Raw genomic sequence first — 238 nt, 5'->3', positions numbered from 1 at the left:
TACTGCACTTGTTGACGCTGAGGCACTTGCTACTGCGCTAGTCGATGCTGAGGCTGATGCGACCGCACTTGTTGATGCTGAAGCTGAAGCTACTGCACTAGTCGATGCTGAGGCTGATGCTACCGCACTTGTTGATGCTGATGCTGAAGCTACCGCACTTGTTGATGCTGAGGCTGATGCTACCGCACTGGTTGACGCTGAGGCACTTGCTACTGCGCTGGTTGATGCTGATGCTGAG

General features: G+C 54.2%; 1 pseudogene. It reads left to right on the top strand.

What is annotated here, in order from left to right:
• A pseudogene (locus ADM33_RS11480) lies at window positions 1-238 on the top strand (peptidase); the annotation flags it as partial.

Source organism: Streptococcus oralis, from assembly GCF_001075875.1.
GTDB lineage: Bacteria > Bacillota > Bacilli > Lactobacillales > Streptococcaceae > Streptococcus > Streptococcus oralis_I.
This window is presented reverse-complemented; position numbering and strand designations above follow the sequence as displayed.